The following is a 22,717-nucleotide window of genomic DNA, read 5'->3' as shown; positions in this document are numbered from 1 at the left end:
GCCAGCTCATGGGTATCTTGCAGGTAGGCTTCCAGTAGCATCGGTCTGCCTTCGGCATCGCGTGCCGCTCTATCAACAGACTCATACTCTACAAAACAGCAAAGGCCCCGCAGGGCCTTTGCTTAACTGAGCGGCATTGCCCAGAAGGGCGGCTTTTCTGTGTGAGGCGGGTTTAGTTGGCTGCCGGCAGGCGGGCCAAGCCGTCCTTCGGATGAGGGAATGACAGGGATGCAGAAAAAAACAGCCGGTCCCCGAGGAGCGGGACGAACCAGGGGTGGGCCATTTTCCGGCGTGGTAGACTTCGGCCCAGCAGCCCAGGGCTGGCCCGGTGCCGGGCAAGTTGGTCCGACTTCGACAGCGCACACGAACACCCCTTGCGACCTCCATTGCGTCGGCCACAGGGACCTTAAACGGACCGTACCCGCCGGCTGACTCGTGGAGTTCCCGTGTACGTCAAGAAACTTGTCGACGACATTCGTCTCGATTTCGACTTCAACCTTTCCCTCAACCGTTATCGCGATCTCATCGCACGGATCATCTTCGGTCGCCCGTACTCGGCGGCCATGGCCGCCGAGCAGGCGGGCAAGCTGGCAACCTCCAAAGTCGATGATGAACTCGTAGAGTCTCTTAGGGAGGACTATGGGCGCGCCGTATCGGATCTTGCTCGCGTGGCGCATCGCCATGTCAACGCGCTGACCTTTGCGTTCTCCTATCTGCGTCCCATCGCCGTGTTTGAAATCGCCTCGATTTCCGCTCAACGAGCGGCAGTTCGTGCCCCGGATGAATACCGAATCGATGACTATTTCAATGCGCCTCCTGATTCGCCATTTGCCCAAAAAGGCCGACTGGGAGACGACCTGGAGGAGCGCATTGCTCAACTGGATTACGACGCCCAGTTGGAGTTGCAGGCGTTGATGTTTCTGGGCCGTGGAGACAGCGGCGACGACTACGCAGGCGCCTTGGAATACGCCAAGAAGATGCGCGACCGACATATTCCCGACTATCTGGCGGCAAAGCAGACGCTTCACTGGATGCTTGCCGATGGCTTGCGTATGGTCGGGAAGCCCGGAGAAGACATCTTGGCCCTCTACCCAGCGATGCAGCAGTGGTCGCGCTATCACGCCACGGAAGAAGAGGATGACGAATCTCTTGGGCTTCAGCCCATCGGCTCACTCCTCTGACGCTCTTTTACGAATCGGTGGTGTTCTCGATCTGGATCAGTACGCCTGGTCCAGATTGAAGAAGTTGTCGTGCTGTTGGGTGCCCCAACCTAAGTCAACGTGCTGGCCCATGGCCGTTCGTTTCTTACGCGCGATCTTCCAGTTCCCCAATGGGAGATCCAACGGACGCTGGATCGCATCGAGAAGATCGCCGATGGGCCGCACGGCCGGCCCGGTGGCCATGGCATCTAGGTTTGTGGTTGCGGGGTTGCCCTTGCGTATGTATAGCAATGTATGATGAGGCTAATCGTCTCAACCGGCGCTGCGATCAGGGGTTTGGGAATTTCGAACTTTTCGGGAATTTGTATCCTCGACCTAGCCAACGAATGAGGATCTCGTTCTTCTCGATGGCAATTGTCGGCAGGAAGTACGGGCGGCATCATTGAAGATGCCGCTGGTGCGGGCGTCTTCGAAGAGGTCCTGCCGAGGACGTTGACCTAAACGGACGAGATGAGATGGATTTACCCAAGCGCGATAAAAACCATTCGTTGGAAGCAAAGGCGGAAGCCGCATTCGAGAAGCTCATTGCGGATTCGGAATGCTTTTTTGTTCAGAGCCGAGACCGCAAGGATTACGGGGTCGACTTCCAAATCGAGGCGGTCCGGGACGGTTCACCAACAAACGTGCGAGTTCATGTCCAGCTGAAGGGGACCGCGAAGGCCATCAATGCGGATGGTTCGATCAGCGTGGACATCGCAATGGCCAACCTGAACTATCTCATGATGCAGGCGTATTCCTTTTACGTCTGCTATCACCAGCCCACAGGGAGTCTGAAATTCAGGTCTGCCGAGGCCGTTACGCGGCAATACCAGCATGGCGAAGGTGACTGGGCGCAGCAAAAGACGATCACGGTGAACTTCACCGATCCTTTGACGCTTTCGGTGCTTGAACGCCTGGCTGGCCTGGCAAGCGCGACTGCGTTCGCACAACACGACCATCGGTTTAGCCAACTATCAGCTCAATCGAAGGACTTGCCAGAACTCCTTAGAGCTACCCCGTCGAGTGTCCATGTGCCGGACGACAAGAAGGAAGCATTTGACGTGCTGAGGAGCCTATCTGATTGTGGAATGGATGCTCACATCAGCGCGGCATTCGAACGGTTCGCTGGCGTATTTGGGCCCGATGATAACGCCATGCTGATGTGTTACTTGGCCGAGATCAATCTGGGTATGGACGGCCGTAGTCACAATCCAGGACGTGTGGAAGATGCCATCGCGTATTTGGTCACGCATCTTGATAAAGGAATTTATCATCCCGGATCGCTTCATTACTGCATTGGCAATGGACTGGCGGCGCTGAATCGGCACGACGAGGCTGTGTCCGCTTATCAATTGGCCATTCCCCACCTGGCGCAACCTGATGACAAGCTTCACAAAGCTCGGTGCCTAAAAAATTTAGGGTCGAGCATCGAAAATCTAGGTCGTGAAGATGAGGCTACAAATTGCTACAGAGAAGCACTCTCTTGCGATCCCGGACTTGCCGAAGCTCATTTGGCGATCGGGCGTGTCCATCACCGCAAAGGGGAATACAGCGAGGCGCTCAAACATTTTGACGAGGCCATATTTTTGGAGCAACGCCCTGGTGCTGTTTCAACCGTCGATGGATGGAGAATCAACGTTCTGTTCAACCTGGGCGATGGTAAGGGCGCCTTCCGCCAAATCAACGCGCTTCTTAACAGCGCCGAGACCGAAAAATGGATATGGCCCTGGTGTGGCCGTCAGGTCGCCATGTTCGGGCGAACGTCGCTGGATAATGCACGTCAAGCTGTGACCTTTTGGAACCGGTTTCTTCGCGTGCATCCTGATAACTCGGTTGGAGTCCGTGAATCCTTGTTGGCAACGCTCTACGTGCGGTCAAATGGCGGGGACATTGGTATGTCCTATGCGAGCTTTAAGGAAGAGTTTGAAGCAGGCATTGTGTATGTAGACCAAGATGCGCAAGCTCATCTTTGGGACAGGCTTGGGCACTGGGCCCAGGACGAAGAGGACTGGGCAGAGGCCGAGGTTTGTTATCGACATGCTTATAACCTTGAAGGCGGCGACTATGGCTACTGCCTTGGGGTTGCACTCAACCAGTTGGGGCGATTTGAAGAAAGCCTGCCCATCCTTATGGTCCAGGCCAAAGAGATTCAACCCGATGCTTTGAGTTGGTATCACGTTGCTACTGCGCACGAGAATCTGGGGCAGGCGTCTAGTGCTATCAGCGCCTATGAACAGGCTATTGCCTTAGATCCCGATTATGCGCCTGCCTGGTTCGACCTCGGTGGCATTCATTGGAACAGTGGGGATCAAGCCAGTGGTGTCAATATATGGAAAAAGGCGGCCGCACGCTTTCCTGAGCATGAACTGACATCCGTGCTTCGTCGGGATTTTTCAATTCTGTTCGATGAGCCAAAGTCTCGCGATTTCGAATAGCCATGGGTTTAGGCCTATTCAAGCATGCGATCACCCCAGCAGATCCATCAGCACCGGCACCAGTCCATCAAGCCAGCCGAGATCAAACTCTTGCTGGAGCAGGCATCCTAAGGCATGCCCGCCGCGGCATGTGGGGGCATTTCCATCAACGAGTCCAAAGGGAGCAGAGGGAATGACGGTCACTCGAAGCCAGCACTACGTATGGCGCTATTACCTGCGCGCATGGGCGCCCCAGGAAAAAGTGTGGTGCTTGCGGGACAAAGAGCCTTTTTCGGTCAGCTTAATGAACATTGCCCAAGAGAGCTATTTCTACGAGGTCAAGGAGATCTCCGACGACGAGGCCAGTTTTCTCGAAAAGGTCTTTGAGCAACCGAATCAGTCACCGGTGCTCAAACAGATCAACCAAAGCTGGGTCAAAACTTATAAGCAGCTTTCAACGCTCAAACGCGAGTTGGAAAGTAGGCAATTGCTCGAAGGCGAAATTGCCCAAACGTTGAAGGATGCCTGCCGACAAAGCGGAGAAAATCTTCAAGGTGCTATCGAGAATATGGGGAAGCCTGGCCTCGATGCGTTGAAGAATGGTGATGTTTCGTTCTGGAACAACGAGGACGACCGAATGGCGTTCCAGATCTTTCTGTGTTCACAGTATTTTCGAACCAAGAGAAGGCGCGAAGCGGTCTTAACTCAAACCAAGGACGCCGCGCCAAGCTATGTCAACGTCGAAAACATTGTGGACCCTCTCATGCATATGGCCGCCACGACGTTGGCGTTTTCCATGTTGCGAAAGCCTCTCGACGCATACCTGCTGCGCAACGCGACCTCCGAACCGTTGATCACTGGTGATCAACCCGTCATCAATACCCATGCGAACGATTTAGGTGACGATGAGGAGGTTACGCAGCTGGAGCTCTATTACCCCATTGCCCCCACGCTCGCTGTCCTGCTTTCGGAAAAAGCCCCGGATAGTTCGGATCTGACTTTGGAACAGGTTCGTGACTACAACCGGCAGATGCACATCCAGGCCCACTCTCAAACGTTTGCGAACTCCGGTGCGGCGTTGTTGCCCTTCAAAGGCGTGGAGCGACAGGGTGTCGCCGGAGCGGCAGCCTAAGCCTGATCCTGAGGGAGGGCTACCCCAGCCAGGTATGGACGGGGACGGCGCCGTGGGCGCATACCAAGGGGCCGGCCACTAGGGCGGCTCCTGCGGAGGGCCTCCCTGGGGCTGTGCCCGACACGAGGGCTGGTTCGACGTCCCCCCGGTTTTGAGTAGCGCAACGATTTGGAGTCCAATCCCTCAACGAACGGAGATTGGACGTGAAGAAGCGGTTTACCGAAGAACAGATCATCGGCTTCCTGCGTGAAGCCGATGCCGGCCTGCCGATCAAGGAACTTCCACCTTGGCGTAAACCATCCAGATAGTCTGCCCAGGCTTGCGTCATACGCTTTCGCTCATCTAAGTATTGCGCTCGGTTATAGGCAGCGCGCACTTTGTTCTTTTCGGTATGAGCTAACTGGCGCTCGATTACATCCGGTGTCCAGCCCATTTCGTTGAGACGGGTTGAGGCCATAGCTCGAAAGCCGTGGCCGGTCATGGTGTTCTTGTCAAACCCCATTCGGCGTAAGGCAGCATTGATGGTGCCGTCTGACATGGGGCGTGCGCGACTACGCTCGCCAGGGAATACGTATTGTCCGCGTCCGGTCAGTGGGTGTAACTCGCGCAATATGGCTACAGCTTGAGCGGGTAAGGGGACGATATGCTCTCCACGCATCTTCATCTTTTCGGCCGGGATGCGCCACTGCGCGGCGTCTAGGTCAAATTCAGTCCACTCGGCTTGTCGAAGTTCGCCAGGGCGTAGGAACACGAGCGGCGCCAGCTTCATGGCAGTACGTACTACAAAGCTACCGGTATAACCGTCGATGGCATGCAAAAGCTCACCGATCTTCGCCGGATCGGTAATGGCTGCACGATGGGTCACCTTTACCGGAGTTAGCGCGCCACGTAGATCTGCGGTGGGATCATGCTTTGCACGACCAGTGGCAATCGCATAACGGAAGATTTGTCCGCAGCGCTGCTTAGTGCGGTGAGCGGTCTCATGGGCACCGCGATCTTCTATACGGCGCAGCAATCTCAGCATTTCTGGAGCATCGATTTCGCTGATGGGGCGGCTGCCGATCCAAGGGTTAACCAGGTCATCCAGTGTCCACTGCGCTTTTTCCATCGTGGCGGGCGCCATACGCGCTGTCTGTTTGGCTAGCCATTCTTGCGATTACGGCAAAAACTGTTAGCTGCGCGCTCCTCCCCAGCGGCCTTCGCAACTTTGCGTTGCACGCCGGGATCAATGCCTGTCGCAAGTAGTTCTCGGGCCTTATCGCGCCCTTCGCGGGCCTTGGCTAGGCTTGTGTCTGGGTAGAGCCCAATGCCAGCCGTTTTTCCTTGCCTTCAAACCGATACTTGAGCCGAAACAGCTTGCCACCTGAAGGAGCGACTTCTAGGTACATCCCTTTCTCGTCATACAAGCGATATGGCTTGTCAGCGGGCTTGGCCTTTTTGATCGAAATATCGCTCAGGGGCATGGTTGTACCTTTGGGGGCATCGAAATTCACGATGGGCTATATGCCCCCAAGAATGCCCCCGATAAGGGCTGGATTGCAATGGATGCCCCCGGACATCATCGGACACAAAAAAAGCCGGAACCTTTGCTAATGCTAGGGTTTCCGGCCTTCGTTGGACTTGCTTGGACTACTAACTGGTGCCGGAAATAGGAATCGAACCTACGACCTACGCATTACGAATGCGCCGCTCTACCAACTGAGCTATTCCGGCGGAGCCGCTTAGTTTAAGGGGAGGTCCGCGAGGCTGCAAGGTACCCATGGGCGGGTGGGATTCGGACTACGTGGCGGGTGGATGGCCGACTGGCGTGGGCAGCTGCGGCGGGCCAGAGTGCTTGCGGGATCACAGGGAACGTCCTCCATGCTGCCTGGACCGCGCCAGCGGGGTGTTACGTTGATCGAAGTGCTGGTGGCCATGCTGGTATTCGGCATCGGCCTGCTGGGAGTGGCCGGCCTGCTGTTGCTGTCGGCGCGCGCCAATCATGCGGCCTATCTGCGCACGCAGGTCACTTTCCTGGCGCAAGGCATGGCCGATCGCATGCAGGCCAACCCGGTTGGTGTCTGGAATGGGGATTACAACGGCGTTTATCCGGATACGGCGGCGCAGGATTGCGCGGCCGGCTGCACGCCGCATCAGCTGGCCTTGCACGACCGTGGCCGGTGGAGCAGCCAGCTTGCCACGTTCCTGCCGCCCGATGCGAAGGCGGATATCGCCTGCGATAGCCACGGTCTCGCCTATGTGCCGAGTGCGGAACAGCGGCTCCTGCGGCCGCCTTTCGGCGGCAACTGCGCCATGACGATTACCTGGACCGAGCAGGGCGTCGGCGCCGGAGCGTCCGAAGCAGGCGACCATGCGCCGCAGACCTTCGCCTGGACGTTCCAGCCATGAATGGCCGCCGCCAATACGGCCTTTCGCTGGTCGAATTGCTGATCGCGATGGTGATCGGGCTGCTGGTCAGCGCGGGCATCATCGGCGTATTCATTGCCACCTCCAAGGCCGAGCGCGCGCAGGCGCAATGGGCGCGGCTGCAGGAGGAAGGACGCTACGCCATCACGCAGATCAAGCACGACCTGGCCATGAGCGGCGCCCAGTACTGCACCAATACGGGTGGCGACGTCCATGCCAGCGCCAGCGGCCTGTATCTGGACGCATGGCGTGCGCCGACTGTCTATGCCAGCGATCCTGGCGTACTCATGTCCGCGCTGAACGACGTGACCACGCCGTGGGGCCATGCCTATCCGCCGCCGAACCGGCCTTATTCATGGCCATCGTTCCTGGTGATGCGCGGCTACGACTGCACGGTAGAGCTTTGCACGCCGATGGATCCCAGCAATAAGCGCGATGCGAATGGCTTCGGCATTCCCGCCATGGGTACGGCCGTCGACGATCGCGTGGTTGGCGCTTCGGTGATCACCGTGCGTTATCTCGATCCCGCGTCTGGCTGGACGATCGCCACCGAAGAGGGTGAGCCGGGCAGCACGCTCGAACGCCATGCGGATGGTTCGCTGAGCATCGCGCTGAAGCCGCAGCCGGGCGAGCCCGATAATTTCGATCTTGGCGATCCGCTGGCGATGTTGGCCGATTGCTCGAATGCACAGATCTTCGCGGTGTCAGGGCAGAAAACCTCTGTGCTTGTTTCGACCGGAAACAATTTTATCCAGCCCGATGTTTTCCAGCATGGCGCGGCGCCCAGGCTGTTCGATCTCAGCCGCGATATGCAGACTGTTACCTATTTCCTGAAAGTGGTGGATAACGGCGACGGCATGGGACATACCACGGGCGCGCTGGTGCGCCGGGTCAACGGCGGCGATACCAGGCTGCGCAAGGGCTCGTCGGAGGAAATCGCCCGCGGCGTGGAGCGCCTCGATTTCAGGTACGGCGTGCAACGCGCGGACGGCACCTTGCGCTATTACACGGCGGCGCAGGTCGATGACAGCACGCGCGCGGATTGCACGAGCGTGCCCCTGCCGATTCCAGGCAGCGACGATCGCGGTTGCCTGTGGCGTTCGGTCAGCCTGATCGAGGTCAGCCTGCTGATGGACGGCCAGGAGCCGCTGTATACGCTGAGCCCGGATGAACTGGCGTATGCCTACACCGTCGATCAAGCAACCGGCGGCGCAAGCAGCGTGCAAGCGCCGAACGCCCCGAATCGCCATGTGACACCGCTGCAGCAAGGCTTTCCGTTGGCGCTGTTGCGCCGCGAATTCAGCGCGGTGGTGGCGGTACGCAACGTCAACCCATAAAAGGACGAATGGCAGGGAAGCCCCTATGCACAGCTATCGCAACATGCCACGCGCGCATCGCAACGCGACGCGCCACAACCAGCAAGGCTTCGCGCTGCTGGTTGCACTGATCTTCCTGCTGCTGATGACGATGCTCGCCGTGGCCGCATCGGAACATTCGCTGTTGCAGGAGCGCATGGCCGGCAGCTTGCGCAATGCTCAGCAGGCACGGATGAGCGCCGAGACCGCCTTGCGCGGGGCGGAATACAAGTTATGGTCCATCGCGAGCCGTGCTGGCGCCACGCTCCATTGCCAGCAAGACCGCCTTTCGCAAGACGATGGCTGCGTGATCTATCGACCGCTCGGCACACCCTATGGCGACCATGGCGAGGTAACGCAATTCCGCTCGGCACCTGGCTGGATATCCGGCATGGGAGTGCCTTATACCGGTCCCGCGCATGCGGGATATACCGGCCAGGTCAGCCAACCGACGGCGGCGTTGGCGGAAAATCCCAGGTACATCATCGAAGACCTAGGCAGCGAGCGTCCGCCGTTGGCAGGTAGCCTGCATGAATCGGGCAATACGGGTCCGAACAACCGTGGGCAAGGCGAGGCCGACATACACGTTTATCGCATTACCGCGCGAGCCACGGGTGGCAACCCGAACGTGGTGAGCGTGATGCAGAGTACGTTCGATGCACCGGCCAGCCGCTGACCGCATCCGCATGGCCCCGCGCATGTCCACCGTGCTGCTGTCGTTTGCACTCTTGCTGATGCTTGCCAGCCATGTCCAGGCATCCGCTCCGGCAGGAACGGTGGAATTGAGCCCGGTGCCGCTGGATCGAGCGCAAGCCGTACCGCCGCTGGCCGTATTGGGCTTGAACAGCAGCGTGCTCGGCCAAGGCTCGCTTGCTTTCGAGGGCGGCTATGACGCCGCCGACTGGTCCGGCGTGCTGAAAGCCGTCGCGCTGAATGCGGATGGCACGGATGGGGACGTCATGTGGAACGCCGGTGCCATGTTGTCCGACGCGGCCACATCGCCACCAGCCGGCCGCCGCATCCTTAGCGCGAGCGCGGATGCAACGGGCAAGGTCTTGGCCATCGCCTTCGAACCCGAGGCCCGTTTCGATGCCTTCGAATCGAAAGGACTGATGACGCCGGCATCGGAGCATCCGTCCGACATGCTCGCGGCGCGTGTGAACTATCTTCGCGGCGAGCGTGCGCAGGAGCGCGACGGCACCATGCGCGTGCGCGGCAGCCTGTTGGGAGCGATCGTCGATGCGCAGGCGGTCTATGTCGATGCGCCCACCGGAACCTATCGCGACAGCTGGCCGGCCATCAACGGTGTATCCGCAACGGCGCCCGAGTCCGCTCCCAGCGCGCAGACATACGCCGCGTTTCGCGCCGAGCATGCCGATCGCCCGCCCATGCTTTATGTCGCGGCCAACGATGGCATGTTGCATGCGTTCAACGCGCCGGTGCCGGTGTGCAGACAGCAAAGCCCGGCAGGCGATTGCCTTGTCTACGACGCCGGCGCGAACGCCGGCAGGGAACGATGGGCCTACATACCGCGTGCCGTGTACGGCAACCTTGGCCGTCTTACCAGCCTGAGTGGATTCCAGTTCGAGCCGAGCGTGGACGCCACGCCGGTCGTCCGCGATGTGTTTTTCAGCCAGCGTGGCAGGCACGAGTGGCATACGGTGTTGGCGGGCGGGCTGCGCCTGGGAGGCCGCGGTGTGTACGCCTTGGATATCACGCATCCGGATGCAGTCAGCGAGAACTCGCCCGAGAATACTGTGCTGTGGGAATTCGATGCCGATGCGCCCGCCGGTGATGCAATGGCAGGAGGCCGCTACGATCCGGCCGACCTGGGATATACCTACGGCCAGCCCGCGGTCGCGCGGCTCGCGGATGCACGCTGGGCGTTACTGGTTCCCGGCGGCTATTTTCCCGATTGCAACCAATCGGATCGGCCCACGCCGTGCGATACGGCAGCAACGCCGCCTGGCTATAGCGCGTTATTCGTACTGGATGCACAAACCGGCGCCGTTATCCAGGAATTGAAAACGCCAACCAGCATGGAAGGCGTAAGCAGTTATGGACTCGCCACCCCCGTCCTTGGCGATTACAACGATGACCAGATCGACGATGTTGCATTCGCCGGCGATCTGGCAGGCAACCTGTGGCGCTTCGATCTTTCCTCGCCAAGGCCGGCCGAGTGGAAAGTGACGCTTGCCTACCGGCCCGCTGTGCAGGGCACGCAACCGGTCACCGTGATGCCGCGTCTTTTCCCCGATCCGGCTACCGGCCGCTTCATGGTCGTGTTCGGCACCGGTAAATACCTGGGCGAGGGAGATAAGGCCGTGACCGGCATGCCGACGCAATCGGTGTATGGCATACGGGATATGGTCGATGGCAATGGGCATGCTGTTACCGTCACGCACGACAGCTTGCAGTCGCAGGCGCTGCGCCAGGAAACCGTGGATGGCGCGATCGTGCGCACGCTTACGGATCGTCCGCTGTCGGACAGCGCGGGAGGCTGGCGTATCGATCTCGACGTCGTGCCTGGCGAACGTGTGGTCACCACGCCGATGGCATTGTTCAACAGCAACACCGCGCTGGTCAGCACGCTGGTACCGGCCGGCGATGCGCCATCCGGCGCAGTGCTGGCGGTGAATGCGGCGAATGGCGGGCCAGGCAATGGCTTGTCGTTCGGTGGGCATGTGTATGCGGGCGCCATGGTGGAAAAGCCGCTCACTGCCGGCAGCTTGCCCGCGGCAAGCGTCATCGGTGGCGGCAAATTGGTGCTGCCCGGCGTTGCCCTGAAAGGCAAGCACAGCGATCTGGCGCTGCCGCTTTCTTTCGGCAGCCTGCTCTGGCGCCGGCGTTCGTGGTCGATGCTCACACCGGATAATTGAAAGGAGAGATGCGATGGAACGCTGCCGTGGCTTCAGCCTGCTTGAGTTGATCATTGTCACCGCGATCATCGCGATCCTGGCGGCACTTGCCACGCAGTCGTATGCGCGCTACGCATTCCGCTCGCGCCGCTCGGACGCGCAGCAGATGCTGATGGCAATCGCCCATGGACAGGAGCGCTGGTACGCCATCCATAATCGCTATACCGATGACCTGAGCAAGTTCGGCTACAACGATCCGGCGATATCGCCGCACGGCTATTACGAAGTAACCCTGGCGGTGGCCGGCTCCAGCGCGCAAGCATTTATCGCAACGGCAGCGCCGATCAACAGCCAGGTCGGCGATGTGTGTGGCAGCCTGTCGATCGACAATGCCGGCAACAAGAAACCAACCCGGACGGATGGGATGGCGAATGCGAATGGCGGTTGCTGGTAGGCACGACGCGGTTCCGCTGGAAATGCGGAGCCTGCTTCGCAGCGAGGCAGGCCGCTGGAAATCGCCAGGCTCACTATGGGGCGTTGCCCATCGACAGCAAGCGCTCGGCAAGGCCTGAATAACGCCGCGTGCGTTGCGCCAGCGCCTGTTCGATGCTGGCCCGCGTGCCGATCAGGCTCAGCCAGCGGCGCGCGCGGGTGATGCCGGTGTAGAGCAGTTCGCGGGTCAGGATGGCCGACGTGTCGTCCGGCAATACCAGCGCCGTGTGTTCGAACTCCGAACCCTGCGACTTGTGCACGGTCATGGCGTATACGGTTTCCACGTCGCCCAGGCGAGAGGGCAGGACGCAGCGTACCTGCGCGTCGTGTCCTGCCGCGCTATCCTGCGTCGCGCCGCGCGTCAGCGGAAACGCGACGTAGAGCCGCAGCGCATGGTCTGTGCCGCGCATGCGCAGCGCGATACCTACATCGCCATTCATCAGGCCGAGGCTGTAGTCGTTGCGAGTCATCATTACCGGCCGGCCTTCGTACCAGCCGCGATCGCTATCGATCAATCCCGATTCCAGCAATTTGGCCGCGATCTCCCGGTTGAGGCGCTCCGTTCCGGCCGGGCCTTGCCGTACCGCGCACAACACCTGGAAATGGTTGAAGGCGTCGAGCACGGCCCGCGCCCATTGGCGATAGGCTTGGGCGTCGGATGCCAGCGTGGGGCGATGCCGGTTCAGATATTCCAGATAAAAGCGAAATCCCCGCGGTGCATCGCCAGCGGCGGTTGCCGCGAAACATTCGGCATCGCCAGATACCGCCAGATCGGCAACGGAAGTATCCGCGGCACCGAGCCAAACGATGTCGTGCGAGTGTGCGCCGAGCATGGCGCTTACCTGCGCCACGTCGCCCAGGTTGACAGCGGCCGCCAATCGACCGATGCCGCTGGCGGCATCGAAGCGATGGCTGGTGCGCAGCATTGCGATGTGCTGGTCGAGCGGCTGCGCATCGTCGCGCACCAGGGCGCTCACATCATCGCCGCTGGTCGCGCGCAGCCACTGTGCCGTCGCCGCGCTGTAATGGCCCTGTTCCGCGCGTTGGCCGAGATCGCCCAGTACTGCGCCGGCCTCCACCGACGAAAGCTGGTCCTTGTCGCCAAGCAGGATCAGCCGCGCATGCGGCGGCAGGGCGTCCAGCGCCGCCGCCATCATTTCCAGGTCGATCATCGAGGCTTCGTCGATCACCAATACATCCACGTGCAGCGGGCGCCGGCGGTCGTGGGCGTAGCGGCGGGTGTCCGGGCGTGCCCCCAGCAAGCGGTGCAGGGTTTCCACTTCGAGGGGAATGGCCGCGCGCACCTGGTCCGCCACGTCCAGCAAGGCAAGATGCCGCGCTATCGATGCATTGAGTCGTGCCGCGGCCTTGCCGGTTGGCGCGGCCAGCCGCATACGCAAGGGAAGGGGATGCCCGCGCAGATGCAAGGTTTGCAGCAAGCCGAGCAGGCGCACGACCGTGGTGGTCTTGCCGGTGCCGGGGCCGCCGGTGATCACGCTGAAGGCGCCGCGCGCGGCCAGCGCGCAGGCTGCTCGTGGCCAATCGATGTGATCGAGCACCGTGGGAAACAACCGCTGCAGTTCCTCATGCAGGTCCGTGGCCGGCGCGGCGTCGTGATGCAGCCGCATGGCGATGCCGCGCGCCACGCGGCATTCGTCGTGCCAGTAGCGGCGCAGGTAAAGCCGATGCCGATCCAGCACCAGTGGCGCATTGGCGGGCAGTCCATCGGCGGCCGCCAATAACGGCGAGGCGGGCGGCGGTGCGTTCTCGAGCATTGGCAGCCAGGATTCGGGCCACTGCTGCGCCTGCGCAAGCGCACCAAGGGCGTGCATGTCCAGGCAAGGATGGCCGTCGCCCAATTGCCGGCTGGCCAGCGCCGCCATCAACAGCAAGCAGGGTTCGGCCTGCGGATCGCGTTCGGCGATAAACCGGGCGAAGGCCAGGTCGAGCGTGCGCAACAGGCGTTGCGAAACGGCCTCGGCAAGCATGCCCAGCATGGCGTCATGCGACATCGGCATGCGCCCCGTGTGCGAACAGCCGGTCCATGGCATCGACCAGTGCGAACGGCAAGCGTTCGGCATGCACGCCGTGGCCGGCCCGGTCGATACCGCGCAGGTAGAGATAAAGCACGCCGCCGACATGGCGTTCGTAGTCATAGTCGGGCAGCCGCGCGCGCAGTTGACGATGCAGCGCGAGCGTGTAGATGGCGTATTGCAAATCGTAGCGGGACTGCAAGGTGGCCTCGCGCATGGCGTCTGGCGTGTACGCGGCAGTGGTATCGCCGAGCCAGTTGGATTTGTAGTCGATCACGTAATAGCGGCCATCCTGTTCGACGATCAGATCGATAAAGCCCTTGAGCATACCGTTGACGTGATGGTGCGGCAGCGCCGGACGCGGCGCGCCACCGAGCGTATGGCGGCTGACCAGCTGATCGAGCTGGCGGGTATCGACCCGGATGGCTTCGAACCAGAATTCGAGTTCCGCCTGATAGCGCCTGCGATCATCCAGCCGCGCCAGTATCAGCGATCCGCCCCACGGCAACGCCAGCGGCGTATGCAGCAGCGCCGGCAACCATTGGCTCAACGGCATGATCCACGCCTGCCAGCCACGTCGCTGGCAGCGGCGCGCGATCTCCCGTTCCAGTGCATGGGTATCGCGTGCACTGGAAGCGAAGCCGGTTTCCGCCAGCCATTCGAACAGGTCGTGCAGGAAAGTGCCGGGTTCTGCGCCGCGTGGGAACGCATGGATGCCATAGTCGGTAGCGGTCGCAGGCCCTTCGCCGGATTCGCGCGTCGCTTCGGCGAGCACATCCTGGGTGGCGGTTTCGGGCGCGGCCTGACGCGCCGTGTCGTTCGCGCCGTGCGTCAGCGCGCTGTAGCTGGCAATCCACCATGACTCTGGCGGCGTCAGTGTATAGATGCGCGCCCGATCGGCATGGCGCGCGGGTTGCGCCGGGCGGTAGATATGCATGCCGGCGGGTTCCTCCGGCCGATGCACATGGATGTCAGGCAAGCCGTTGCGAAGTGCTTCCATGCGCGGCGCCAGTTCACCGGGTTCGATCGGTTCGCCGCCGGCCAACACATAGCCGAACGCCGAGCGATGTAGCAGCGGCGCCTTGCTGCGGCCATCGGCAACATAGGCCACGCCCAGCCAGCAAGCGTGCTCGGCGCGGGTCAGCGCGACGTAGAGCAGGCGCAGGTCTTCCTGCAGGCGTTCGCGTTCGATGCGCGAGGAAGCGTCCGCGTTCGGCTGCAAGTCGATCCAGCTTCGTCCCTGATCGTCGTGCCAGGACGGACAACTGCCTTGCGACGCTTCCTGGAAGCGGCATACGAAAGGCAACATTACCAGCGGATATTGCAGGCCCTTGGACTTGTGGATGGTAACCACCTTGACCAGGTCGGCTTCGCTTTCCAGCCTAAGCACCAGGTCTTCGGGGGTCTCCGTATCGCGTTCGATAGCGCGCGCGATCTGCTGTGCAAGGTAGCGGATCAACGCATATTCGCCATCGAGGCCGGCGGCGGCATGCTGCAGCAGTTCGGCCAGGTGTTGCAGGTTGGTCAGCACGCGCTCGCCATGTGCCTTTGCCAACAGGCGCGCGGGCAGGTCGAACGCATGCAGCAGGTTGTGCAGCATCGCCAGTACGCCGTGCCGTTGCCAGGTTGCCAGCAGCTTGCGGAACTGCTCGCCGCAGTGTTCCCAATAAGCTTCGTCGTGGTTGAGCCGGTCCAGTTCGTCCAGGCTGCGGTCCATGCTGAGGCTGGCGAGCGCTGCGCGCATGCCACGATCTGAAGCCGGCATGGCGCAGGCTTGCAGCCACAGCAGCACATCGGATGCTTCGCCGGTGGCGAACACCGAATCGCGTTCCGATAGATAGACGCTGGCCACGCCGCGCACGCCGAGCGCGCGACGGATGCAGGCAGCCTCGCGTCCGTTGCGTACCAGCACAGCGATATCATGGGGACGCAGTGCCGCGCGTGCGCCATCCGTGCCGACGAACGCGCAGCGGTCCGCCTGGGCGGCATCGAGCAGCGCCACGATGCGCGCCGCTGCGTGGTCGCTCGCGGTTTCCATATAGGCGCCGGCGGCCAGCGGCGCACCGTCAGCCAGCACATCGATCTGCATCGCGGTAACCGGCTGGCCATCGCACACCAACGTGCGCGCGGTGCCGGCTGCGTGCACCGGCGTAAACGAAAGCGCATGCGCGCCATGTCCAAACGCAAAAGCGCCGGGCGGCCAGCCATCGGCATGCTGGAACACGCGATTCACGGCATCGACCAGCGCCGGCGTGGAACGATAATTCGTGGTCAGCGTCCAGGTGGGCGCATCGGCCTGGTCGCGCGCCTTCAGGTAGGTGTGGATATCGGCGCCGCGGAAGCCATAGATCGCCTGCTTCGGGTCGCCGATCAGCAGCAATCCGGTAGACGCCCGGTTGGCGTAGACGCGCTGGAAAATACGCCATTGCAGCGGATCGGTATCCTGGAACTCGTCGATCAGCGCGACCGGATATTGCGTGGCGATGGTGTCGGCAAGCTGCGCGCCATGCGGGCCGTGCAGGGCGGCATCGAGCTGGCGCAACATGTCATCGAAACCGGGTGTGGCCTGGCGTTGGCGAATCTGTTCGATGCGTGCGCCAATCCACGGTAGCGCATGGGCCAATAGCAGGGGAGCGAGTGGCGGTTCGGCCGCCCACGCATCGAGCAGCCGCTGGATGGCGGCGAACGCCTCGTGCGAGGGCGGTGCATTGCCTTTGCTGGTAGCCGCATCGAGCTTGGCTTGCGTGTAGCGCGCCAGCAGCGCCTGCTCGGCGGGCGCGCCATGCGCCCACGCGCGCAATGCGCTCAGCTCGCGTTCCACGCTATCCGGCTTGAAGATATTGTTCTTCAGCGCCTTGGTCCGTACTGCTTCGCGCAGACGTTGTTCGATTGCGTCTACATCGCCGCGCCACAGTGCGCGTGCGGCCTGCTGCGCATCGCATCGTGGCGCTTCGTGCTGGTGCAACGCCCGGGTCAAATCGTCCACCACTGGGAGCGGCTTGCCGTCTACGCGCACTTGCTGGATCGGCTGGCGCAGCAAGGGCCTGAGCCAGCGCTGCAAGGCTTGCGGATCACGCCATTGCGCAGCGACGCATGCCGCCTCGGCCGGCTCGAGCTGGGTATAAAAGCGGCGCCAGTAATCGCGCACGGCTTCGGCCAGGCGCGCGTTTTCATCGGCGACGTCGTCGCTGGATTCGCTGCCTTCGAACGCATGCTGGGCGAGCATGCGCTGGCACCAGCCGTGAATGGTGTAGATGGCCGCTTCATCCATCCATTGCGCGGCAAGTTCCAGCTGGCGCGCAGCGGCGGCGCGTTCATCGGGATTCGCGTACTCGCCGATCAATCGTTGCAGCAACGCATCGGCCGCTTGCTGGCCGCGAAAAGCCGCTGCCGCGGTGGCGAGACGTTCGCGAATACGCTCGCGCAGCTCGGCCGTGGCGGCGCGCGTGAAGGTGACGACCAGGATCTGCGCCGGCAACTGCGGCGCTTGTCCGCCGTGCCCGAGCACCAGCCGCAGGTACAGTGACGCCAGCGTCCAGGTCTTGCCGGTACCGGCGCTGGCCTCGATCAGGCGAATGCCTTGCAGCGGCAAGGACAGCGGATCGAGCGGAGCCATCGCGCTCATGCGGAGCCTTCCAGGGTGGCGGCGTCGAGCAGCGGACGATACAACGCCAGCCAGCGTTCGAAGCCATCGGCGTACAACGCATCGAAGCTTCGCCAGGTGCGTGCGAGGCCCGGTTCGCGGTCCATCTCGCCGGGCGGCGCCATCGGCGCGTCGCTGCCTTCGTAGCAGGTCCGTGCGGCATCGTGAGGGTTTTTGTCGTTGCGCTCGGCAAGCAGCCACGCATAGGCGGTTTGCCGCGCGATCGGCAGCGGTGCCTGCATGCCTTCATGCCACGCATCCAGCACGGCGCTCAACTGCGCGGACGCTTCCGTGGATGCCTGGGCTTTCAGCATGACGGTAACGTCGGTGCCGAAAATATGCGTGGCGAGCGCGATCCCGCCGGCATTGGCGAACAGCTGCAACAACCATGCTTGCAGCAGTTTGTCGTAGCGGATCGCCTTGCCCTGGCACAGGTTGCCGGCGATCGGCAGCAATCGCGCCGGGGCCTGTCCGGGACCGTTGCGCACATCGTCCAGCCAGCCTTCGACCCGCACGCCGGCATGCGCGAAGTGCAACTCTTGCGCATCGCTACCGTGCGGCCAGCGCGCGATGGCCGTTTGCCAGCGAGCAAGGATATGGCGAACGTCCGTGCTGACCTCGTCCAGGATCAGTGCACCGAAGCCACCGGAAGGCAGCACGCCTTGCTGGCGCAAGCGTTGGGCTGCCTCACCAAGCGCACTGGCATCGTCGGCCGCCAGGGCATGGTGCAACAGGGCGGAAGTCGCCGCATGGTTTTCCAGCCGGTCAAGTGCGAACGGCTCGTCGTCATCGGGGCCGGCATCGGTTTCGCCGAAGCGTACCTTCAGCCGTTCCGCGTAGAAGCTGGCCACAGGCCGCGCCAGGAAGCGTTGCAAGCGGGCGATGTCCAATACTGCCGGCGCTTGCCAGGGCGATAGCGGTAGCGACGCGGCAGCCGGAAGGTCGCGACGCGCGCGCGCCCACTCCGAGGCATAGGTAAATAGCCGCGCATGTCCACCGCCGAGGAAGTAGCGAGAACTGAATGCCTGCAACGGATGGACGGTGGTGACCGCGGCGAGCAGGTGCTTGCGTGCATCGGCATCGTCCATTGCGGTACCCGGCGGTCGCCAGCCCGCTGCCAGATAGTCGCGCAGTTGGCCGACCAATACCGACGGCGGCAGCTCGCTATTGTCGCGCACGCTATGGCCGACCCAGCTGATGTGCAGCACGTCGCGCGCGGACAGCAACGCTTCCAGGAACATGTAGCGATCGTCCTCGCGCCGCGAGCGGTCGCCTGGCCGATGCTGGCCGATGCGTGCCATCAAGTCGAAATCGGGCGGCGACACGCGGCGCGGATAGTCGCCATCGTTCATGCCAAGCAGGCAGACCACGCGAAACGGAATCGCGCGCATCGGCAGCAAGGTGCCGAAATTCACCGCGCCGCCCATGAAACGTTGCGACAGGTGGTTCTGGTCGATCGCCTGCAACCATTCCTCACCTACGATGCATATTGGAATGGCTTGGGCGAAGCCGGCTTCGCCGCACGCATCCAGCCAGGTATCCAGCGCGTCTTCGAGGCGGCCAAGCCGCAGCGTGTCGGCTTGGTCGTCGCGCGTATCGAAGCAATCGCGCAGCAGGCGGCGCAGGCGTTCGCTCCATTGACTCGGCGTGGCCGGCGTGGCGAACCATTGCCAATAGCGTCGCAAGGTTTCCAGCAGTTGGCTGAGCGGCCCAAGCAGCGCAGCGTCGAGTCCGCCGATTTCCGCATACGGTGCGATGCCGTCCAGGGCGGGGCCATCGCCTACCGCATAACCGAGCAGCATGCGGCGCAGGCCGAAGCGCCAGCTGTTCTGCTCGTCGGGCGGCAGTCCAAGCGTCTGCTTCTGTTCGCCATCCAGCGCCCAGCGGATGCCGGATTCGCCGATCCAGCGGCGCAGCATGGGCAGGTCGTCTTCCGCAATGCCGAAACGACGGCGCAGCGATGGCACGTCGAGCAGGTCGAGCACGTCGCTGGCGGTGAAGCGCGATTCGGCCAAGCCGAGCAGGCGTTCGAGCGCCACCAGCATCGGCGACGCGCCACGGCCGGGCTGGTCGGCCACGCTATAGGGCAGGTAACGCGGGTCGTCCGGCGCCATGCGGCCGAACACCGCCTGCACATGCGGCGCATAGGTGCGGATATCCGGCACCATCACCATCACATCGCGCGGCGACAACGGCTGCCCTTCGCGCGCGGCGCGCTCGAACAGATCGAGCAGTTGGTCGTGCAATATTTCGACTTCGCGCTGCGGACTGTGCGCGATGTGGAAATGCAGCGAGCGATCGCCGTCGCGCAACCGCTTACGCCGCGACGGATCGGCAGGGATCGGCTCCAGGTCCAGCACGGCCTGTTGCACTTGATGCAACAGCGCACCGTTGCCGATATCCCGGAACACATCGATGCTGCGCTTGATCGACGCGAAGTGCTGGCGATAGCGTTCGGGCTGGTCGAATGCGTCAAGCTGGCGGATGAAGTCGCGACCTTGCTTGCCCCAGGCGGCTAGCAACGGGTTCGCGTGCAGGTGCAGGTCTTCGTAACGCGGTTCGGGCGGAAGCCCGGGCTTGCCGGCATGGCGGCGCTGCCCGGCCATCAGCAGTTCGCGGTCTTCGATGATATCGGCCCAATAGTGCCGGCACGGATTGGTGACCAGCAACAGCACCTGGCTGCAACGCGCCAAGGCCGTGAGCGCTTCCAGCACCTGCTGCGGCAGCGAGGTAATGCCGAACACCACGATGCGGCGGGGCAGCGTATCGGCGTGAAAATCCGGCGCCTGCAACTGCTGCATGAAACGCTGATGCACGCCCGCGCGATGACTGTCGCGCTGCGCCGCCGGAACGTCCTCCAGCAACAGGCGCCAGAGCTTCGGTTGCCAGCGTTGCGCGGCGGGAAGTTCGACCACCCGGTGGCGCAGGGTGTCGCGCAATACGTCGTTGCGATGCTGCCAGTCGTCCAGCCAGTCGGCGCGGAACACCTGGTACTGGTCGAACAAATCGGCCACCTGCAGCGCGAGCCGGTAGCGCCGGCGCCAGTCGTCGGCATCGCCCAGCAGGTTGCGCAGCGGCGCGAAAACCGCATCGCCCAAATGCTGCGGCAGCAGCCGCAACAGCCGCCACGCGAGGCGCGATTTGTCGAACGGCGAGGTAGCCGGCACCGCGGTCTCGCCAAGTACCGCACGATACGCCTGCCACAGGAAGCGACCCGGCAGTTGCACTTCCACCGCGGCACTGACGCCCAGGCCGTCGGCCTCGATCGGCCGCGCCAGCGCCAGCTTCAGCCACTGCGCAATGCCGTTGCTCTGCACCAGCATCACTTCGTTTTCCAGCGGGTGCAGCGGGGTGCGCCGCAACCACGCCACCAGCAGATCGCGCAGATCTTCCTGGCGATTGCCATGGATCACCATCAGGCCGGGCTCGATCGGATTGGTTGAGGGCGTGATATCCAGTGCGGTCACGATCGGTTGCGTCGGCAGGCAGTCATGGATGTCGCGCTTCACATGAGACGATTTGGCAAGTTTGCCCGATTCGCGTCGCAGCGGGTGCGACGCTCGGGATCGGATGACCCGCTTTCGTGTGGCGAAGTAGAAAACGTTTCAGGTACTCATTGACACTAGGCGCTACACCGATACTGCAAAGAAGATGGTGTGCATCAAAGCAAACAGCGCTTCACGCACGAGGCGTAAAGCGGTTCGTGCGTGTCTGGGAAACTCTGACCGGTCCAGCACATGCGCAGCTCTGACCGTGGCCTGGCTTTTGTCTATTTCTGAATGACCATTGCCCCAAGTTATGTCACGTATACGTGACATTGATATCAAATGTCGTATATTTGAGACATGAACGTGACCGCAAAGACCGATCCCCTGCAGGAACTCGGCGCCACGCTAAGGGCCGGGCGGGAGCGCATGGGCCTCACTCAGGCTGCCGCGGCCGCCTTGGCGGGTATCGGCCGCCAGAAGCTCATCCAGATTGAGCAGGGACGGCCGAGCGTAGCTATAGGTGCCTACGCGGCCGTGATGCGGGCGCTGAATTTGGCGCCGGCCGTCAAAGAGCCGACCGTGGCAATCGACACGTACCCCCAGCTAAAGCTCGTGGCATGGAACCGACCGGGCAAGCGGACGATTCCCGAACGGGAAGCCCTGGCCCTCTATGAGCGCAACTGGCCGCTGATCGACGAGGCCGCCATGGATAGCCAGGAGCGTGCGCTGCTCAATGACCTGGTGAAGCGTTACGGGAATGGAGTGCTGCATGTTTAAGCGCCCGCACCACCAGCGCATCGCGCAGGTACTCCGTGCGATCGACGGCGACCTGCTACGCCGGGCGAAGTGTTATTTCGCCGGCGGCACCGCCATCGCGCTGCAATGTGGTGAATACCGCGAATCCGTCGACATCGATTTCCTGTGCGCGGATGTGCACGGTTACCGCATGCTTCGCGAAGCCATTGCGTTACCCACCTTGGGTCATCTAATGAGCTACCCCGTCAAATATCTGCGCGACGTGAGAACCGACAGGGACAAGATTTCGACGATACTTGAGGTCGATGGAATTCCCATAAAGTTCGAACTGGTTCGTGAAGCGCGCATCGAGCTGGACGACAGCAATCAGGATCTGCTCGGCATTCCCCTGATAGAGCCGGTCGACGCCTATGCTGAAAAGCTGCTCGCGAATACCGATCGAGGTCTCGATAAGTCGACACTCAGTCGCGACATGGTCGACCTGGCTATGATGATCGATAAATGGGGACCCATCCCGCCGCGTGCGCTCGAAAAGGCGGAAGGGGCCTACGGTGCATCCATCCTCAAGGCGTGGAACAAGAGTGTGGAGATGTTGTCCGACGACGCCTATCTTGCAAACTGCCTGCAGGCAATGTCCATGGACATCGCCTTGGCAGGGGATATCAAACATCACTTGGAACATCCATGGGATGACAGTGCACTCGCGATGAAGCCATAGCAAAGGCTGTGGACGATAGGGCCGCGGAACCAGCGTGTCATGCGCACCCTCCGACGACGTCAAGAGGATTTGGTCGTAAGGTCGGCAGCATCCGCAGTGATGCGTCTCGTTGCCCGCATGCATTGGCGGGATATGCTTCTCTATGCGAACGCACGATCTTCGCGATGGGTTCGCCGGGTGTACGCGCTCGCGAAGTAATAGCCTCTGATCCGGCGTGGCGGCC

The 22,717-nt window shown here is 62.1% G+C and carries 14 protein-coding genes, 1 tRNA gene and 2 pseudogenes; 11 read left to right on the top strand and 6 right to left on the bottom strand.

Annotated elements, in window-relative coordinates; all coding sequences use genetic code 11:
• The first annotated feature begins 446 nt into the window (after window positions 1-446).
• The gene (locus ISP15_RS01610; protein ID WP_404544346.1) at window positions 447-1,181 is read left to right on the top strand and encodes a DUF3775 domain-containing protein; all 735 of its coding nucleotides are present in this window, start codon (window positions 447-449) and stop codon (window positions 1,179-1,181) included.
• A 36-nt stretch (window positions 1,182-1,217) separates the two neighbouring features.
• On the opposite strand, the gene ISP15_RS01605 is transcribed toward ISP15_RS01610, so the two are convergent.
• Entirely contained in the window at window positions 1,218-1,403 is a 186-nt protein-coding gene (locus tag ISP15_RS01605; RefSeq protein WP_404544344.1) for a hypothetical protein, read from the bottom strand.
• Window positions 1,404-1,675: 272 nt separating this feature from the next.
• Between ISP15_RS01605 and ISP15_RS01600 the strand changes: the two genes are divergently transcribed.
• The 3 genes and pseudogenes from ISP15_RS01600 to ISP15_RS18605 form a co-directional block, all read left to right on the top strand.
• On the top strand, window positions 1,676-3,634 hold the full coding sequence (locus ISP15_RS01600; protein ID WP_404544342.1) for a tetratricopeptide repeat protein: 1,959 nt from the start codon (window positions 1,676-1,678) through the stop codon (window positions 3,632-3,634).
• A gap of 172 nt (window positions 3,635-3,806) precedes the next feature.
• Entirely contained in the window at window positions 3,807-4,745 is a 939-nt protein-coding gene (locus tag ISP15_RS01595; RefSeq protein WP_404544340.1) for a DUF4238 domain-containing protein, read from the top strand.
• Window positions 4,746-4,948: 203 nt separating this feature from the next.
• A pseudogene (locus ISP15_RS18605) lies at window positions 4,949-5,026 on the top strand (transposase); the annotation flags it as partial.
• On the opposite strand, the pseudogene ISP15_RS01590 reads toward ISP15_RS18605, so the two are convergent.
• Together ISP15_RS01590 and ISP15_RS01585 are read right to left on the bottom strand one after the other, a co-directional pair.
• Window positions 5,020-6,208, bottom strand: a pseudogene (locus ISP15_RS01590) (tyrosine-type recombinase/integrase); the annotation flags it as partial. The pseudogenes ISP15_RS18605 and ISP15_RS01590 overlap by 7 nt on opposite strands.
• Before the next feature lie 174 nt (window positions 6,209-6,382).
• A tRNA-Thr gene (locus tag ISP15_RS01585) sits at window positions 6,383-6,458 on the bottom strand.
• A 147-nt stretch (window positions 6,459-6,605) separates the two neighbouring features.
• Here ISP15_RS01585 and pilV point away from each other — a divergent pair.
• From pilV to ISP15_RS01560, 5 genes are read left to right on the top strand one after another with little or no spacing between them, the layout of a single operon-like run.
• Complete coding sequence (gene pilV, locus ISP15_RS01580) at window positions 6,606-7,133, top strand: type IV pilus modification protein PilV (RefSeq protein WP_404544338.1); 528 nt, start codon at window positions 6,606-6,608, stop codon at window positions 7,131-7,133.
• Window positions 7,130-8,488: a PilW family protein gene (locus ISP15_RS01575; protein ID WP_404544336.1), complete on the top strand. Its 1,359-nt coding sequence runs from the start codon at window positions 7,130-7,132 to the stop codon at window positions 8,486-8,488. The genes pilV and ISP15_RS01575 overlap by 4 nt, the downstream gene beginning before the upstream one ends.
• 25 nt (window positions 8,489-8,513) lie before the next feature.
• Window positions 8,514-9,182, top strand: coding sequence for a pilus assembly PilX family protein (locus ISP15_RS01570; protein ID WP_404544334.1), 669 nt, complete (start codon window positions 8,514-8,516; stop codon window positions 9,180-9,182).
• 22 nt (window positions 9,183-9,204) lie between these two features.
• Complete coding sequence (locus ISP15_RS01565; protein WP_404544331.1) at window positions 9,205-11,385, top strand: pilus assembly protein; 2,181 nt, start codon at window positions 9,205-9,207, stop codon at window positions 11,383-11,385.
• A gap of 13 nt (window positions 11,386-11,398) precedes the next feature.
• A complete protein-coding gene (locus ISP15_RS01560) occupies window positions 11,399-11,818 on the top strand; it encodes a type IV pilin protein (RefSeq protein ID WP_404544328.1) in 420 nt (139 codons plus the stop codon).
• 73 nt (window positions 11,819-11,891) lie between these two features.
• Here the strand turns inward: ISP15_RS01560 and recD are convergent, their stop codons facing one another.
• From recD to recC, 3 genes are read right to left on the bottom strand one after another with little or no spacing between them, the layout of a single operon-like run.
• Window positions 11,892-13,868 (bottom strand): exodeoxyribonuclease V subunit alpha, encoded by a 1,977-nt coding sequence (gene recD / locus ISP15_RS01555; RefSeq protein WP_404544326.1) that lies wholly within the window; start codon window positions 13,866-13,868, stop codon window positions 11,892-11,894.
• A complete protein-coding gene (recB, locus tag ISP15_RS01550; RefSeq protein WP_404544325.1) occupies window positions 13,858-17,514 on the bottom strand; it encodes an exodeoxyribonuclease V subunit beta in 3,657 nt (1,218 codons plus the stop codon). Before recB ends, recD begins: the two co-directional genes overlap by 11 nt.
• Complete coding sequence (gene recC / locus ISP15_RS01545) at window positions 17,511-20,999, bottom strand: exodeoxyribonuclease V subunit gamma (RefSeq protein WP_404544323.1); 3,489 nt, start codon at window positions 20,997-20,999, stop codon at window positions 17,511-17,513. The genes recB and recC overlap by 4 nt, the downstream gene beginning before the upstream one ends.
• A 378-nt stretch (window positions 21,000-21,377) precedes the next feature.
• On the opposite strand from recC, the gene ISP15_RS01540 reads away from it, so the two are divergent.
• Complete coding sequence (locus ISP15_RS01540) at window positions 21,378-21,797, top strand: helix-turn-helix domain-containing protein (RefSeq protein ID WP_404544320.1); 420 nt, start codon at window positions 21,378-21,380, stop codon at window positions 21,795-21,797.
• Window positions 21,790-22,494: a nucleotidyl transferase AbiEii/AbiGii toxin family protein gene (locus ISP15_RS01535; protein ID WP_404544317.1), complete on the top strand. Its 705-nt coding sequence runs from the start codon at window positions 21,790-21,792 to the stop codon at window positions 22,492-22,494. Before ISP15_RS01540 ends, ISP15_RS01535 begins: the two co-directional genes overlap by 8 nt.
• Window positions 22,495-22,717 lie beyond the last annotated feature (223 nt).

The sequence above is a fragment of the Dyella jejuensis genome, from assembly GCF_044904675.1.
GTDB lineage: Bacteria > Pseudomonadota > Gammaproteobacteria > Xanthomonadales > Rhodanobacteraceae > Dyella_B > Dyella_B jejuensis.
This window is presented reverse-complemented; position numbering and strand designations above follow the sequence as displayed.

Bases quoted from the DNA above. Each gene is read 5' to 3' on its own strand.
- ISP15_RS01565 (WP_404544331.1), top strand. From the start codon at position 9,205: ATGTCCACCGTGCTGCTGTCGTTTGCACTCTTGCTGATGCTTGCCAGC.
- ISP15_RS01540 (WP_404544320.1), top strand. From the start codon at position 21,378: ATGAACGTGACCGCAAAGACCGATCCCCTGCAGGAACTCGGCGCCACG.
- recD (WP_404544326.1), bottom strand. From the start codon at position 13,868: ATGTCGCATGACGCCATGCTGGGCATGCTTGCCGAGGCCGTTTCGCAA.
- ISP15_RS01605 (WP_404544344.1), bottom strand. From the start codon at position 1,403: ATGGCCACCGGGCCGGCCGTGCGGCCCATCGGCGATCTTCTCGATGCG.
- ISP15_RS01535 (WP_404544317.1), top strand. From the start codon at position 21,790: ATGTTTAAGCGCCCGCACCACCAGCGCATCGCGCAGGTACTCCGTGCG.
- ISP15_RS01595 (WP_404544340.1), top strand. From the start codon at position 3,807: ATGACGGTCACTCGAAGCCAGCACTACGTATGGCGCTATTACCTGCGC.
- pilV (WP_404544338.1), top strand. From the start codon at position 6,606: ATGCTGCCTGGACCGCGCCAGCGGGGTGTTACGTTGATCGAAGTGCTG.
- ISP15_RS01570 (WP_404544334.1), top strand. From the start codon at position 8,514: ATGCACAGCTATCGCAACATGCCACGCGCGCATCGCAACGCGACGCGC.
- ISP15_RS01600 (WP_404544342.1), top strand. From the start codon at position 1,676: ATGGATTTACCCAAGCGCGATAAAAACCATTCGTTGGAAGCAAAGGCG.
- ISP15_RS01575 (WP_404544336.1), top strand. From the start codon at position 7,130: ATGAATGGCCGCCGCCAATACGGCCTTTCGCTGGTCGAATTGCTGATC.
- ISP15_RS01560 (WP_404544328.1), top strand. From the start codon at position 11,399: ATGGAACGCTGCCGTGGCTTCAGCCTGCTTGAGTTGATCATTGTCACC.
- recB (WP_404544325.1), bottom strand. From the start codon at position 17,514: ATGAGCGCGATGGCTCCGCTCGATCCGCTGTCCTTGCCGCTGCAAGGC.